Here is a 14,676-nt window from a genome sequence, read left to right on the forward strand (position 1 = left end):
CAGTTTACTTACGGTCGTGACCGGAACAAAATCTGACCCCGGTGGTCAACTTACGAGCCCGAGAGGCCAAAACCATGATCGTTGTGACTGGCGCCACGGGTGGGCTGGGCGGTACCACCGTCGAGCACCTGCTCAAGCGCGTACCGGCCGACCGGATCGGCGTCAGCGTGCGCGATCCCGCCAAGGCGCGGCACTTCGCCGACCGCGGCGTACACGTACGGCAGGGCACCTACGAGGATCCGGACGCACTGCGCGCCTCCTTCGCCGGTGCCGAGCAGGTTCTTCTGGTATCCGGGAACGACCCGCACGCCGACATGGTCGGCCTGCACCGCAACGCCGTCGAGGCCGCGGTCGCGGCCGGAGCCCGGCGCATCCTCTACACCAGCCAGCAGGGCGCCGTCCCCGGCAACCCGTACGGACCGTCGGGCATCCACATCGCCACCGAGGCGATTCTCGGCGATTCGGGCGTCGCCTGGACCGCGCTGCGGAACGGCGCCTACGGTCCACTTGACCAGGTGCTCGGCCCATGGCAGCGGACCGGCGTGATCGCCCAGCCGCAGGACGGCCCCGTCCCCTATACCGACCGTTCCGACATCGCCGAGGCCATCGCGGTCGTTCTCGCCGGGGACCGCGCTTTCGACGGCTCCGTCGATCTCACCGCGCCGAACGCGGTCACCTTCGGCGAGGTCGCCAAGACTGCCTCCGACCTCACCGGTCGTCCGGTTGAGCGTGTCGTCCTGGACGACGAACGGTGGTTGGCCGACCAGGTCGCGATCGGTGTCCCGGAGCAGATGGCCCGGCTCATGCTCACCTGGTACCAGGCTGCCCGCGCCGGCCATTTCGCCGAAACCGGCCCCCTGCTGGCCGAACTGCTCGGCCGCAACCCCCGCACCGTCGCCGAACGGCTCGCAGCTCACATCGCAGTCTGAGGCAGTGGCGAGGCGTCGTGACCGTACGAGAAGGCCGCCACCATCTGCCCGGCAGAGGGCCACCTCGCCCGCGTCTTCCGTCGGTCCGCCGCGTGATCCGAGCGAAACGGCCTGATCGACGGCCTAGTCGGTGGCCCGGCCGAGTCCGGCGGCCCCGGCCGAAACCCCGCCGATGAGTTCCGCGTTCGCGAACGGTCCATCCAGTGACGCGATCGTTCACGACAGGAGTGCCATGTCCACCATTCAGCCCGTCATCCTGACCGCCGACCAGGACGTTCTGGTCGGCTTCTATACGGATCTGTTCGGCGCCGAGGAGATCTTCCGGGTGCCGGCGGAGGGCCCGGCCTTCTACCTCGGCCTGCGCATCGGTGACACCGATCTCGGGGTGGTGGCGAAGCCGGACCTGGAGCCGGGGGCGGCGCCGCGCATTCTGCTGAGCATCGGCGTCGATGACGTCCGCGCCACGTTCAACCGGGTGGAGGCGCTGGGCGGCTCGGTCAGTGGTGGCCCCAGCGACATGCCGTGGGGACAGCGCGTCGCCCACATCCGCGACCCCGACGGCAACGCGGTGAACCTCACCCAGCCGATCCCGCGGGGATAAGGCCCCGCGAACCATCAGCGCCCCGGCAGCCCCAGCTCGCCCGCCCGCAGCCCCGCCTGGAAGCGGGAGCCGGCCTCCAGGGTGACCAGCAGGTCGGCCACGCGGCGCCGGTACGTGCGCAGGGAGAGGCCGAGGCGGCGGGAGGCCGACGCGTCGGTGAGGCCGGAGCCGAGGGCTTCGAGGATCACGCGGGCGTCGGCGTCCAGGTGCGGGGTGTCGGTGCGCAGGTAGGCGTCGTAGTCCGTCGACTGGTCCCACATCGCGGAGAACAGCGAGTGGACGCCGTCGATCATGTTCTGCGACGTCGTCACGGAGTACTCGCGGCCGGTCGGTGAGTCCCGGCCGGCCAGGATCATCACGCGCCGGTCGATGATGATCGTCTCGTGCGGCAGCACCGAGTCGGTGATCCGCACCTGCGCCCCGTTGCTCCGTACCTGCCGCAGGTGCGCGCGGGACCCCTCATCGGTCAGCGCGACCGGGCTGAGCAGCTTGCGCGTGGTGAAGCCCGGGGAGGCCGCGGGGCGCATCCGGCGCTGGATCGCCGCCCTGGCCTCCGGCTGCGCCCAGGTGCTCAGGTCCCGGGCGGCGCACAGGAAGTCCGTGCGGGCGGACTCGAAGAAGTGACCGGCGCGCGCGAGAAGCTCCGCGTCCCCGCGGACGGAGAAGATCTGTTCGTTCCGCATTCCGTAAGTCTGGCAGCAAACTGCCACGGACTGGGACGCGCCGGGAGCCCGCGACACCATGAGGCCATGACGATCTCCACGCACCCCAGCACCTTCGACCTCGGCGGCGACCTCCCCGTCAACCGCCTCGGCTTCGGCGCCATGCGCCTGCCGATGAGCACGTTCGACGGCCCCACCCGCACCCCGGAGAACGGCATCGCGGTGCTCCGCCGCGCCGTGGAGCTGGGCGTGAACCACATCGACACGGCCGCCTTCTACGCCCGGGGCGACGTACGGGCCAACACGCTGATCCGCGAGGCCCTGGCCCCCTACCGCGACGGCCTGGTCATCGCGACGAAGGTCGGCCCGCTCCCCGGACCGGACGGCATGCCGAGCGTGCAGGCTACCCCCGACCAGCTGCGCGGCCTGGTCGAGGCCGACCTGCGCGCCCTGGGCGTCGACCGCCTCGATCTCGTCAACCTCAGGGTCGGCGGCCTCAGCGCACCGGGCGGCGAGTCCGTGGCCGAGCGGTTCGCCGCGCTGGCCGAACTCCGCGAGGAGGGCCTGATCCGGCACCTCGGCGTCAGCAACGTCGACGCCGCCCAGCTCGCCGAGGCGCGTACCGTCGCGCCCGTGGCGTGCGTACAGAACCCGTACGCCGACGACCTGGCGCTGCTGGCGGAGTGCGAGGCCGCCGGGATCGCGTACGTGCCGTTCTTCCCGCTCGGCGGCGGCCGTGAGCCCCTCGACACGCGGCGGCTGGAGAAGGTCGCGGCCCGGATCGGCGCGACGGTCGCGCAGGTGCAGCTCGCCCTGCTGCTCGCCTCGTCCCCGGTGATGCTCGCCATCCCCGGCACGGGCGACCTCGCCCACCTGGAGGAGAACATGGCGGCCGGCGACCTCGTCCTCAGCGAGGAGGACATCGCCGAGCTGCGGGGCTGACCACCCCGGCCGGGCATGCCCTCGCCCCTGGCGTGATCTTGCCCGCGGCCTCGACGCGCGCGGCGCGTTCGGGGAACAGTGGGAGGGGGGTGTCCGGCGGGGGAGGGCGGTTGGCGGTGCGGAGGGCGTGGAGGGCCGGGGTCCGGTGGGTGGCGCCCGCCGTTGTCGTCGCCGAGATCTGCCTCGTGTGGGGCGGAGTCTTCGGCCCGGGTGAGGCCGTGGCCGTGGGGCTGCTGGTCGAACTGTTGCTGGCCGGGATCGTCCTCACCGAGTTCGCCCTGGCCGGGCGGGCGTACAAGGCGTCCAGGGCCCGGGGCGCCGACGGGCAGGAAGCCCTCGACCGGGCGTTGGCCGCTGTGCTGCCGTCCCCCGTCGCCAGGGCGGTGGGCCTGGAGTTCGGCCTGTTCCGCGCCCTCTGGCTGTGGATACGTCGTAAGCCGGACGCACCGGCCGGGTATGACGTTCTGACCTATGGCTCGGAGATCAAGCCGGTCATGTGGGCGATGGTCTTCCTCGTACCGTTGGAGATCGGCGCCGTCGAGTTCCTGGTGCCCTGGTCCGCCGTGCGTGTCGTGCTGCTCGTGATCTCCGTCTACGGGACCCTCTGGGTCCTCGGCTTCGTCGCGGCGCTGTCCGTCCGCCCGCATGTCGTCGGTGACGGCAGGATGGTGCTCCGCTTCGCCCACTTCGTGCGGATCGAGATCCCTCTCGACCACGTCGAGTCCGTCCGCATGAGCCGCCACAGTGGCTACCGAAGGGCCGTCCAGATCCACGAGGGTGTCCTCGCGATGCCCATCGGCGACTCCACGACACTGAGCGTCACCCTGCGCGAGCCCTGCCCCGTCGTGCCCAAGCCCGGACAGCCGCCGCAGGACGTACGGGAGGTCCGGTTCGCCGTGGACAGCCCCCGGGAGGCGGTGCGCGTACTCTCCGCCCACCTCGCCGCCGAATGACGTCCGCCGCCTGCCCGGGAGGGGCAGGCGGCGGACGTCACTGGCGGCTCGGGCTCCGGGCCCGCCTCGATCAGTTGTGGTTCTCGTCAATGGCGACGGCGATACCGTCCTTGACGTCTACGACGACGATGATGTCGCCCTTCTTGGCCGCCGCTTCGAGCTCGTCCTCGGTGCACTGCTTGGTGGACTGGCCGTCCGGGTCCCCGCAGATCCACCCGGCGCCGTTGATCTTGGTGGTGGTGGCGGTGAAGAACATGCGGTCCGGGCCCTCGAACGTCTTCGTCAGGGTGTACTTGCCCGGGGCCATGTATCCGAGCGTCCCCGTGAAGAGGCCGGTCGCCTCGCCCTTGCCCGAGTCGTCGTCGGTCCCGCCGCCGCTGTCGGCGTGGTCCTCGATGATGCTGACCGCGACACCGTTTTCGAGCTTGACCGTCGCGCCGAAGCCCCTCTTGGCCGCCGCTTCGAGCTGGTCCTCGCTGCAAGGGGTCGCCGCCTGGCCGTCCGCGTCGCCGCAGATCTTGCCCGCGCCCTCGATGTCGGTGTCCTCCGAGGTGAAGAACGCCTGACCCGCCTCTCCCTTGCGGGTCACCATGTACTTGCCCGGCGCCATGTAGGAGACGGCGCCGGCCCAGCTGCCGCTCACCTTGTCGCCCGAGCCCTGGCCCGCCTGCGCGTCGTCGCCGCCCTTGCCGCCGGCCCCGCCCTTGGCTGCCGATTCGGACGCCGAGGGCGCGTCCGACACGCCGACGCCTTCCGCGTCCCCGTCCTGGCAGGACGTGAGCAGCAGCGTCGTGGCCAGCAGGGCGGAGGCGGTGAGGACGGTCTTGCGAAGGTGGCTGCGAAGCATGGCGGGTTCCCCCAATGGGTCGTGAACGGGTCGTGGTGATGCGGCCGAAGCTTGGTCATGGCTGGCTCGCATCCGTACTTGATCATGACTCTGCCCGTTGCCGCGACCAACGGGAGCCGCGGTTACGAAGCCATGACGCGATCGGGATGATCGCAGTACCGGACGCTCCCGGCCCTCCCAACAGCGGCGCGGGCGGCGAGGACAGCCCCCCGGCTGCCCCGACTGCCTTGCCCGGCAAGCGAGTTCACCGTCCGTTCGCCGCGCAACCTTCTCCCCGTCGTACGTGTCTCCCATGCGAGCCCTCATACCTCGTACGCCATTGGCTCCGCGTACGCGACCAAGGAGGATTTTGTGGGCATGCGCACCACGCTGGCCATAGCCGTCTGCGCGGCCGCGGCATTGTCGGCCGGTACGGCCGGCACGGCCGTCGCAGCTCCCGGCGGGACGTCCGCGGGTACGGCCGCGCCCGGGGGTACAGCAGCCACCACCACCACCGTGCGCGAGGACTTCAACGGGGACGGCTATCAGGACCTCGCCGTCGCCGCCCCCGCCGCCACGGTGGACGGCCATGCCCGAGCCGGCTACATCGCCGTCAGCTACGGCTCGGCCAATGGTCTGACGACGGCGAACACCACGGTCATCGATCAGAACACCCCGGGCGTGCCGGGCGCGCCCGGTGACGATCACGGCTTCGGCTACCGGCTGCTCGCCGAGGACCTCGACCACGACGGGCTGACCGACCTCGCTCTGGTCACCCATGAAAGGTTCCTGCTCGAAGGCTCCGCCATCAACGGCTCCGTCATCGTGCTGTGGGGCAACACCGACGGCATCACCGGGCAGGGCGCGGTCCGTATGCCGGCCGCGCCCGACACCCAGCTGGGAGACAACCTCACCGCCGGTGACTTCGACGGCGACGGGACGACGGACCTGATGATGCTGCACGGGGACGACGGGGATCAGCGCAGCGTGCTCTACGGGCCGTTCACCCGGGACGGGGCACCCACCCGCGAGCAGCGGATCTTCATGTCCGACACGGGCAGCTCCATGTCGGGCACCGCGGCCGGCGACTTCAACGGTGACGGCATCGACGACCTGTGCACGTTCTTCGTGAGCAACAACCACGCCGACGGCGGCAAGCTGTGGCTGGGCACCCCGAACGGCCTGTCGAAGTCACCGACCGCGCTCCCGAGCGCCGGGGCCACCGCGGTCGGTGACTTCGACAACGACGGTAAGGCCGACCTCGCCACCCGGGTGATCCCCAACGGCAACGTGGAGGACCTGGCCACGGACCCCGGAACCATCAAGATCTACTACGGTTCCGCGTCCGGTCCGAGCACCACCCGGACCACGACGATCACCCAGGACACCGCGGGCGTGCCCGGGGTCAGCGAGAAGGGTGACCAGTTCGGTGCCCGGCTCAGCGCGGGTGACGTCAACGGCGACGGTTACGACGACCTGGCCGCAGGTGTGCCGTTCGAGGCCATCGAGGAAACCCAGGGAGCCGGCGCGGTGGTGCTGCTGAAGGGCGGCCCCGGCGGTCTGAGCGGCACCGGTTCGCAGGCCTTCCACCAGGAGACCGCCGGTGTGCCGGGCGTGGCGGAGACCGGTGACCACTTCGGCGCATCGGTCCGGCTGCTCGACATCGACAACGACGGCAAGGCGGACCTGGCGGCCGGCGCCCCCGACGAGGACCTCGACGCGGTCGCGGACGGCGGCGCGGTGTGGTCCCTGCGCGGCACCGCCTCGGGCCTGACCGCGACGGGCGCGTTCGCCTTCAACCCGGTCGACCTGGGCGCCCCGGTGCTCAACGCCCGCTTCGGCCTGGACCTGTCCAACGACAACGGCCCGGACATCGGCTGACGTACCCGAAGGAAGCGGGGTGGTGCTGTTTCGCGGCTGCGCGGAACAGCACCACCCCGCGTCGCGTCCCGGACGGTCGCGTCAGACCCTCTTACGCGCCCTCGCCCTCGCGCCGCGCGGTCAGCCACGCCGAAGACTCCGCCATCAGTTCCTCCAGCTCGTTGACCAGTCGCGCCGTATGGAACCCGTCAGCGGCGGCGTGATGGATCTGTACGGAGACGGGGAGCAGGGTGCGGCCCTCGCGTTCGGTGTAGCGGCCGAGGGTGAAGATCGGCGCCAAGTGGTCCCAGCCGCCACCGATGTTGAGGTTGAACCCGGTGAACGACGCCCACGGCAGGCTCGACACGTCGAACGCGTTCGGTGGCGGTGGCCCCTGCGGGAAGAAGTCCGTGGCCCGGCCGTGCTCCGCGAGCAGTGGGGCCGCGGTGTCGTGGAACGCCCCGAAGTCGGGGTCGTACGGCGCCCATACGCACGCGAACGTCTCACGTTCCGGGTTGAACACCGTGAACGCCGGGTGCACGACCGGCCAGACCGCCGGGTCGCCCGACCCCGTAAGGCACATCCTGAACTCTTCGTGCCGGTTGACCACCGTGGCCAGCGCCCACACCTGCGCGATGTACGACTTGCGCGGCGACCGGCGCAGCGCCGCCGTGAACTCGGTGACGTCGACCTCCACCGTCATCGAGTACGTGCACGGCACGCGGTCCCGGTAGTGCGCGAAGTGCTGCGCGCGCGGCCAGGTGCTCAGGTCGATGGGGGCGGGGGCGTCCATCGGCTCATGATGGCAGCGCCGGGGCGCGGACCGTAACGAATTTCCGGCCGCGCCGACTGCGGGAAGCGCGCCTCAGGCAGCGGTGTGCTGTACGAACGCGGACCAGGCGCCGGGGGAGAGCGTGAGGGCGGGGACGGTGACGTCCTTGGAGTCGCGCACGTGGACGGTGTGGGGGCAGGCGGCGACCTCTACGCAGTTGCCGCCGTTCGTGCCGCTGTAGCTGGACTTGGACCAGGAGAGGGCGACCTCGACGCAGTTGCCGCCCTCTGGGCCGCTGTAGCTGCTCTTGAACCAAGTGAGGTCAGTGTTCATAGTCCTTCTGCCATTTGCTTGATCAACTCGCGCGACTCTTCCGGTCCGAGAGCCTGGGTCCGCAGCATGCCATACGTGGCGAACAGGTCTCCCAAGTAGGGCTGCTCGCTCGCAAGGAAGTTCCGCCCCTGGACCTCCATGTACCCAAGTCGCCGCCGATCGTCGGTCTCCAGCAGGACAAAAGAGCCGCCCAGGCCGGAGTGGGATTCCCGCCGAGGTGACATCAACTGGATGTGCACATGACGCAGTCGACTGACCTCAAGAATGTGCTGGAGCTGCGCTCGGTGCACGTCCCGTCCGCCGATGGGGCGCTTGAGTGCGCTGACCTCCAGGACGAAGCTGATGTCCGGCAGCGGCTTGCGGATCAGCAGGGTCTGCCGTGCCAGACGTCCGGCGACCAGTCTCTCGATCTCGTCGTCATCAAGAGGCGGGCATGCTTGGCTGAACACGGCACGCGCGTGTGCCTCGGTCTGCAACAGGCCGGGGATGACGTGGCTCTCGTACTCGTACCGCGCTACGGCCTTGGCCTCTTCCTCGGCGAATGGTTCGAACCAGGAAGCCACGCGACTGAACTGCAACTTCACCGCCGCAGCGATCAGAGCACCGTTGGCACCGAGCGCCACATCGGCCAGCGGGATGAAGTCCCCCTTCGGCGGCCTCTGCCCCCGCTCCACCATCGCAACCTGCGACTTGGAGAAACCGATCCTGCTCCCCAAGCCCTCCTGTGACAGCCCGGCCAGTTCGCGGTAGTGCCGCAACAACGCCCCGAACATCTCGGCTGTCCCGCCACCGGTACTACTGGAGTGCACAGCCCCACCTCCAAGTGCACAACAGTGCACAGACGCCTTGTGTCCCTGGTCACGGTACGTGCGGGGGTCGACGCTTTCCGTATGGAACCGAAAAATTCACCGGACCTGATGCCCTCGTGGATTCCCGCGAGCGGGCACGCCCTGCGGCACGCGGGGATTCACTTCGACGCCATCCGGATCTCCGGGCTGCTCGGCGAGCAAGTGGCGTACGAGATCATGCAGTTCACGGACTTTCAGGCCGGCCCGATCGTCCGGTCCCGGATCGGGGAGCGGAGCATGTACTTCCTCGTCCCGCCCGGCACGGCGAGTGCCCATCTGTGGCCGGCGAGGGTCGACGCGCTCGTGCGCAAGGGATCGGACTTCGTCGGAGTGCCCGCGCTGGACGGGCTGACGTACCCGCTGGACTGGCGTTCGCGGCCGACGGCGCAGGATCCGTTTGTGGAAACGGCACTGCTGTTCGAGCTGCTGATGAAGGTGGTTGCGGACGAGATTCCTGCTGTACGGTGACGGAGTCATTACGCTCCGTGCGCTTCAGCGCATGGGGCGGCCCCCGGGGGTGCTACCAACACCCGGACCGAGGGCCTTCACCCAACGATGGATGCTAAGAGGTCCACCGAGAATGCTTTGGCATGCTATCTCGCCTTCCTACGGCTATGTGAAGGCGGCGCACGACATTGTGCGCAATCCGAAACTCAGCAGTGACGCCAAGATCTTGATCACGTACGTGCAGGGCCTGCCCGAGAGGCGTGCGGGCATGGCGTTGAGCGACCATGCCAAGAGGCTGGGGATCAAGGGGCGGGCGTACCAGAAGGCCAAGGAGCAGTTGAAGGGATGCGGGTTCGTCCACGAGTGGCGCCGCCAGGGTGAGGGCGGGCTGTGGGTGACGGACCAGCTGTTCTCGAACGTACCGCTCACCGACCACGAGGCACGGCGGCTGAGAGACGCAAACGCGCAGGTGGCACCGGGTGATCAGTATCCGACGGTCGGTGATCCGGGGACTCGGTCGATCGGTGGTTACCAACCGGAGGTTGAAGAACGTGAGAAGAACTTCTCCCACCCACCCTCCGAAGCACCTGCGGCCGAACCGGCGGAACCGGCTGAACCAGCCGAATCAGCCGAATCAGCCGAACCGCTCGAATCAGCCGAACCGGCGGAGCCCGTGGCGCGCGCCCCCGAAGTCGTGGAGGCCGAGCGCGTGTTGCTGTCGCTGCGCCACGCCAGCCCGCAACTGCACCTGGGCGTACGGGAGGCGCGGACCCTGTCCGGGGCGGCGGCCGACTGGCTGCGGCGCGGCGTGAAGGCGGCGGAGCTGCGGCTCGCGCTGGTGAGCGAACTGCCCGCGGACGGGGTGCGGTCGGCGTTCGGGTTCGTACGGCACCGGCTCGTACAGAAGCTGCCGGAGGAACCGGCGTACGCGCCTGCGGTACGGCCGCACGTGCCGTGCGAAGGGGGAGGGCCGGAGCATGTGTTCCGGCCCCGGGCGGACGAGACGGTGTGCCCGACGTGCGTACGGGCGGAGGCCTGGGAGGCGCACGAGGCGAAGTGGCCGCGGTCGCGGCCGGGAGAGGACTTCGAGGAGCCGGACCGGCTGCCCTGGCGGGAGCGGGTCGCGGCGGTCCTTGAGAAGGATGCCGGGGAACGGTGAGGCGCAAGGCTGTTCGCCGGTGTGGCGGTTCCGCCGTAGACGCGGTGGAACGAGCAGAGTGGGCGGCGGGGGCCGGGACGGACTGAGGAGGACCCGTGGTGGATACCGTGGTGGAACTTTGGGACGGAGTAAGGGCGGTGCGTGACCCCGCGCGGTGCCGGGCACAACTGATGGCGGCCGGAAGGACGTTGTTCGCGGTGTACGGCTACGCCCATACGTCGGTCGAGCATCTGTGCGCCGAGGCGCAGGTGGAAGTCAGGGACTTCCGCCGTGAGTTCGAGTCGCGCGAGGCGCTGCTCACCGACCTGTACGACCAGGTCGCGATGGCCGGTATGCAGGCGTCGCAGGCCGAGCTGGCGGCCGAGGGCATGGAGACCTGTCCGACGGAGGAGCGGGTCCACAGGCTGTTCGCCGCCTACGTCCGGGCCGTCACGCCCGACCCGCACGCGGCCAGGGTGGCGTTCGTGGAGGTGCTGGGCGTGAGCCCGGCGATGGACGAGCACCTCACGATGTGGCGCCAGGTGTGGACGGACTTCCTGGGCCACGAGGCGGAACGCGCCCGGGGGCGCGGGCACGCGGTGGACGGGGACCTGGAGGTGGTCGTGAAGGTCCTGACCCGGTCCGTGGACGAGCTGCTCGCCCACCACGGCCGCCACCCGCGCCAGATGCCGCCGGACCTGCTGACCAGCGAGCTGACCAGGCTTTCGATGGCGATGATCGGCCCGGCGGACGGGTCGGTGGGCGCCACCGGGGCGGCCACCGGGGCTTCCTAGCGGGCCTCCGGGGTCTCTTCCGGGGTCTCTTCCGGGGTCTCCTCCGGTGTCCCTTCCGGTTGACAAGGCCGCTTGCCGGGTCGGCAAATGGATTCATGGCAGCGAAGGAACGGAACGACGGCGGCGGCGGCGATGGCGACGGCGGCGGACCCATGAAGGACGACGAGCTGGCGTCCGTGCTGACGGGCGTCGGCCCGCGCCTGCGGGCGCTGCGCACCGAGCGCGGGACGACGCTGACGCAGCTGAGCGAGACGACGGGGATCTCGCTCAGCACGCTCTCCCGCCTGGAATCGGGTGGCCGCAAACCGACCCTCGAACTGCTGCTCCCGCTCGCCAAGGCGTACGGGGTCCAGCTGGACGAACTGGTCGGCGCCCCGGACACGGGCGACCCCCGGGTCACCTTCCGGCCCTTCAAGCGCCACGGCATGACCTTCGTCCCGCTCACCCGCCACCTCAGCGGCGTGAACGCGTACAAGCAGGTCATGCCTGGCGCGACGGCCCCTCCGGGCCCGGTCGAACAACGGGTGCACGAGGGCTACGAGTGGCTGTACGTGCTCTCCGGCCGGCTCCGCCTGGTCCTGGGCGACCACGACCTGATCCTCACGGCGGGGGAGGCGGCCGAGTTCGACACCCACACCCCGCACTGGTGGGGGGCGGCGGGCCCGGACCCGGTGGAGTTCCTGAGCCTGTTCGGACCGCAGGGGGAACGCATGCACGTACGAGCGAAACCGAAAAGAGGTACGGGGGGAACGTGAGCGGTAACGAGGGTTCGACGGCCTGGTTCGAGGGGCTGCCGGAAGTCATCACGCGGGCCGACTTCGGGTCCCTGGTGGGGCGGCCCCCACGCGGCGCCGAGCGGATGGCGGCACGGGGCCTTCTCGCCGCCCCCGCCTACCGCAACCGCGGCAAACTGGTGTGGCACGAAGCGCCCGCCCTGGCCTGGTTCCGCTCCCTCCAGGAGCACGCGGTGATCGTGTCCGCGAACGCCCGGACCATGGCGGACCTGAAGGAGCACGGGGCGTATGTGTGCCAACTGGGCAGCGGCGCGCATGTGGGGCTCGCGCGCCCCAAGATGCTCGTCATGTACCAGCGGGGCGGCGAGGGCCTGGTCTTCGGGGTCGACGCGGTCGAGACGGTCAACCAGCAGATCGACGGAACCCGCCCCGCGAGCGCCCGAACCCGCGCCATCCTGTGCGACGGCGAACGGCTGGACACCTTCGGGACACCCTGGACGATCTTCCACCTCCGCGAGGCCGGCAGGATCGCCAACATCACCCCGAGCATCAAACAGGGCCGCTACCTCCGCCTCGACGACGTCCTGGACGCCCTGACGACGGGCCAACTGACGGTGCCTACGCAGGACGAGGCGTTCCCCAGCCGAATGTGAGGGGGCGCGGGGACGCGCCGGGGCGTGGAGCGGACGGGCGCCTCAAAAGGGCCCGTCATCCCTTGCCTTGCCTGCGAGGCGTCGTTGAAGGAATCGCCCCAGGAGGGCCGCCGATCCTATGGCGAAGGCGGGCGGCAGGATGACTGCGTAAAGACCACCGAGCCATCTGGCCCATGTCGTGACCGCCACTATCAGAATCCCCAGAGGGATCAGATGGATCAGGTATTTGCTGCGTGCCATACCCGATTATCTCCTCCCATCCTGCCTACTGACTCGGCGCAGTGTGGTGTTCCGGCTCTTGCCGGCCACTGAACGTCATTCAGAGCGCGCCGAAACCGGTGAGAACTGCGAGAACGGCGCACAAAATGAGAGAGGCGTCAGCGCTCGCACACCGTGTGCATGAGGTCGGGGCGCGACGGAGGCATCGAGAACCATCGTCGCGCAGCCAGAGCGAATCCATTGGCGAATCTCGCGAGAATTTCCGCCAGTGCCAACGAAGACTCTGCGATGTGCAGGGTCACCTCGATCAACGGGTTCAGGACCGGATGGCAAGGAGCCGGCATCGCGACCCCGAGACCTGCGATCAATATGTCGCAGCGGGTGGGCCAGGAACGGCGGCGTAATATTTCGTCGCGCGCTGTAAATGTCAAGCATCCCCCCCATTCCTGGCTGCACGATGCCTGGGCAACTCGGCGACATCACGAGCCCAACCTCAGCAGTGCCACTGATCCGACCACCACCCACCCTATGGCGATCGCAACCATGAGTGGCCTGCGCAGTCCGTATCCCTCAAGCTCGGACTTGAAGCCGTCCGCCCACCCTCCAGGATTCCAGAGAAAGAGCACCCCGAGCGGCAGGAAGAGAGAGAGGATCAGTGATGACGGCATCTCGTGGACCTAGTTAAAATAGAGGGAAGGGGGGGGGAGGGTGGAGTTTACTGCGCGAAGTGTCGAATTGAGAAGTATATGAAACTCAGGAATGTGATGCCGCCCACGCCGATAAAAACTCCCCCAGAGGCTCTAGTTGCATGCCATGCCCACGACCTCTCGTGCACCAATGGTCTGTGGCTTACATGTTTACCGGAGAGCTGGTCTGTTACGCCCCACCAATTTCTCCTAATCGCCAATCCGATTGTTATAAATATGGCAGAGAATACGAGCAGCATTGGATTTTCTCCCCTCGGGGCGCGCCAAGTAGTGGTCTTGCGTCAGCACGTCCACGAGACGTCACTGAAGATATGAACTTGTCGGTTAGTTGAATTGGAAGACCCCTTGTCGGCGCTACGCTCGGCCACGAAAGCGCGGGCCCAGCCGGCCGCCGGGTTCGGCATCGGGATCGCGACGGTCTCCTGGGTGTTCATGCCGTGGCGTTTGTGTTTCCCGGAGTAGTAGGGGCTGCCGTGGGCCGCAGGTAAGCATCGACGGCATTCCTCTGGTTGGCCGACTGCGAGCAGGCCATGGCCATTCTCAAGAACTGGCGCCTCCTACGCAAGCTCCGTTGGCGTACCGTTTCGGGGGCGGCACCTCAAGCGGTGGACCGGCTCGCCCAGAGCGACTGAGACTTCTTCCCTGCTCTGACCGAACCGCATGGGCCCCACGGACTTCAATGGATCCCACCTCCATTCAGGACGCTCCCCGTCCCAGAGGAACCTCTCCGCGAACCAGACCAACGAACCCACCCCGTAGAAGCCTGCGTGCAGGAAGCCTTGCAAGGCGTGTTGCCGGCGGCACCACGCGCCTGACTGCCTGACTGCCTGACCACGAACCCGGGCGACTGCGGTGGCCTCGCCCGGCCAAGGGGCGCGAGATGTCCGGCAACAGCCCGGGTAGCGCTCACTCCTGGTGGCATCGCATCACGACCATGGTCCAGGCAGCCCTCCTCCACCACGCCTCAGCGTGAGGTCGGAAGAGGCTCCGTGTTCACGCCTTTGTGTTTCCGCCAGTCAGCTGAATAGCTATGTCCGTAGAACATTTCTAGCCTGCCGCAGCTTATCGCTGTTCTCGGGATCTACCGATCGCACTCCCGAGACCTATCCCGAAAGTCACAGGAACAACAATATTGAAGGGGTTCGGTAGTGGGTTGGATGCGATGAAAACGCCGATGGTCGCAATTCCTCCAATGGTCATTTTTCATCGGTACCGGAGTGGAGCTCTAGCTCCCATTTGCATCCTTTCTCATTTGGTT

Annotated in this window: 15 protein-coding genes; 10 read left to right on the forward strand and 5 right to left on the reverse strand. The window is 68.6% G+C overall.

Annotated features, from left to right (window positions below; all coding sequences use genetic code 11):
- Window positions 1-74: 74 nt before the first annotated feature.
- Entirely contained in the window at window positions 75-929 is an 855-nt protein-coding gene (locus P8A18_RS19175) for an NAD(P)H-binding protein (protein WP_306056076.1), read from the forward strand.
- A gap of 232 nt (window positions 930-1,161) precedes the next feature.
- Window positions 1,162-1,530 carry a VOC family protein gene (locus P8A18_RS19180; RefSeq protein WP_306056077.1) on the forward strand — a complete coding sequence of 123 codons (369 nt, stop codon included), beginning with the start codon at window positions 1,162-1,164 and terminating at the stop codon, window positions 1,528-1,530.
- Window positions 1,531-1,544: 14 nt separating this feature from the next.
- On the opposite strand, the gene P8A18_RS19185 is transcribed toward P8A18_RS19180, so the two are convergent.
- The gene (locus P8A18_RS19185; protein ID WP_306056079.1) at window positions 1,545-2,213 is read right to left on the reverse strand and encodes a helix-turn-helix domain-containing protein; all 669 of its coding nucleotides are present in this window, start codon (window positions 2,211-2,213) and stop codon (window positions 1,545-1,547) included.
- A 66-nt stretch (window positions 2,214-2,279) separates the two neighbouring features.
- Between P8A18_RS19185 and P8A18_RS19190 the strand changes: the two genes are divergently transcribed.
- Together P8A18_RS19190 and P8A18_RS19195 are read left to right on the forward strand one after the other, a co-directional pair.
- A complete protein-coding gene (locus P8A18_RS19190; protein WP_306056081.1) occupies window positions 2,280-3,134 on the forward strand; it encodes an oxidoreductase in 855 nt (284 codons plus the stop codon).
- Between the two features lie 149 nt (window positions 3,135-3,283).
- On the forward strand, window positions 3,284-4,087 hold the full coding sequence (locus P8A18_RS19195) for a hypothetical protein (protein WP_306056084.1): 804 nt from the start codon (window positions 3,284-3,286) through the stop codon (window positions 4,085-4,087).
- Between the two features lie 70 nt (window positions 4,088-4,157).
- On the opposite strand, the gene P8A18_RS19200 is transcribed toward P8A18_RS19195, so the two are convergent.
- The gene (locus P8A18_RS19200; protein WP_306056086.1) at window positions 4,158-4,934 is read right to left on the reverse strand and encodes a hypothetical protein; all 777 of its coding nucleotides are present in this window, start codon (window positions 4,932-4,934) and stop codon (window positions 4,158-4,160) included.
- Between the two features lie 357 nt (window positions 4,935-5,291).
- On the opposite strand from P8A18_RS19200, the gene P8A18_RS19205 reads away from it, so the two are divergent.
- Entirely contained in the window at window positions 5,292-6,794 is a 1,503-nt protein-coding gene (locus P8A18_RS19205; protein WP_306056088.1) for an FG-GAP and VCBS repeat-containing protein, read from the forward strand.
- A 91-nt stretch (window positions 6,795-6,885) separates the two neighbouring features.
- On the opposite strand, the gene catA is transcribed toward P8A18_RS19205, so the two are convergent.
- The 3 genes from catA to P8A18_RS19220 form a co-directional block, all read right to left on the reverse strand.
- Window positions 6,886-7,566: a type A chloramphenicol O-acetyltransferase gene (gene catA / locus P8A18_RS19210; RefSeq protein ID WP_306056090.1), complete on the reverse strand. Its 681-nt coding sequence runs from the start codon at window positions 7,564-7,566 to the stop codon at window positions 6,886-6,888.
- Between the two features lie 72 nt (window positions 7,567-7,638).
- Window positions 7,639-7,878, reverse strand: coding sequence for a DUF397 domain-containing protein (locus P8A18_RS19215; protein WP_306056092.1), 240 nt, complete (start codon window positions 7,876-7,878; stop codon window positions 7,639-7,641).
- Window positions 7,875-8,687, reverse strand: coding sequence for a helix-turn-helix domain-containing protein (locus tag P8A18_RS19220; RefSeq protein ID WP_371933692.1), 813 nt, complete (start codon window positions 8,685-8,687; stop codon window positions 7,875-7,877). The genes P8A18_RS19215 and P8A18_RS19220 overlap by 4 nt, the downstream gene beginning before the upstream one ends.
- 108 nt (window positions 8,688-8,795) lie before the next feature.
- Between P8A18_RS19220 and P8A18_RS19225 the strand changes: the two genes are divergently transcribed.
- The 5 genes from P8A18_RS19225 (at window position 8,796) to P8A18_RS19245 (ending at window position 12,492) form a co-directional block, all read left to right on the forward strand.
- Entirely contained in the window at window positions 8,796-9,194 is a 399-nt protein-coding gene (locus tag P8A18_RS19225) for a hypothetical protein (protein WP_306061001.1), read from the forward strand.
- Window positions 9,195-9,306: 112 nt separating this feature from the next.
- Complete coding sequence (locus P8A18_RS19230) at window positions 9,307-10,332, forward strand: hypothetical protein (protein ID WP_306056093.1); 1,026 nt, start codon at window positions 9,307-9,309, stop codon at window positions 10,330-10,332.
- Between the two features lie 137 nt (window positions 10,333-10,469).
- The gene (locus P8A18_RS19235; protein ID WP_371933693.1) at window positions 10,470-11,105 is read left to right on the forward strand and encodes a TetR/AcrR family transcriptional regulator; all 636 of its coding nucleotides are present in this window, start codon (window positions 10,470-10,472) and stop codon (window positions 11,103-11,105) included.
- Between the two features lie 152 nt (window positions 11,106-11,257).
- Window positions 11,258-11,860 (forward strand): helix-turn-helix domain-containing protein, encoded by a 603-nt coding sequence (locus P8A18_RS19240; RefSeq protein ID WP_306061003.1) that lies wholly within the window; start codon window positions 11,258-11,260, stop codon window positions 11,858-11,860.
- Window positions 11,857-12,492, forward strand: a complete 636-nt coding sequence (locus P8A18_RS19245; RefSeq protein WP_306056097.1) for a hypothetical protein — start codon at window positions 11,857-11,859, stop codon at window positions 12,490-12,492. The genes P8A18_RS19240 and P8A18_RS19245 overlap by 4 nt, the downstream gene beginning before the upstream one ends.
- Window positions 12,493-14,676 lie beyond the last annotated feature (2,184 nt).

It is taken from the genome of Streptomyces sp. Mut1 (assembly GCF_030719295.1).
Taxonomy (GTDB): Bacteria; Actinomycetota; Actinomycetes; order Streptomycetales; family Streptomycetaceae; genus Streptomyces; species Streptomyces castrisilvae.